Genomic DNA, 261 nt, shown 5'->3' with positions numbered 1-261 from the left:
ATCGACCTTCGGCCCGTTGCCGGCCGCCGCGTTCGCGTCGCGCGACGCGGCCGCGAACGCCGCCTTGTCGAACGGCGGCTTGCCGGCCACCATGAAAATCGCGTCGTCGGCGATCAGGTCGAGCACGGTCGCCAGATCGCCGCGCCGGCTCGACACGAACCAGGTTTCTACCAGGTCGCGAATCGCGCGTTCGTCTTCGGTCATCGTCGTTCCTCCTTCGGGGCGCGTCGAGATGCCTGCCCGCGCCAGAAAAAAAGCCGC

1 protein-coding gene is annotated in these 261 nt (G+C 68.2%); it reads right to left on the bottom strand.

Annotated elements, in window-relative coordinates:
- Positions 1 to 204, bottom strand: a 204-nt coding sequence (locus SB764_RS41730) for an SgcJ/EcaC family oxidoreductase (RefSeq protein ID WP_410866996.1), incomplete at its 3' end; no start/stop codon positions are given.
- Between the last annotated feature and the right edge of the window lie 57 nt (positions 205 to 261).

This window comes from Paraburkholderia sp. SIMBA_027 (assembly GCF_046535315.1).
GTDB classification, from domain to species: domain Bacteria; phylum Pseudomonadota; class Gammaproteobacteria; order Burkholderiales; family Burkholderiaceae; genus Paraburkholderia; species Paraburkholderia tropica.
Note: the sequence above shows the minus strand (reverse complement) of the source record. Positions and strands in the feature narration are given on the sequence as shown.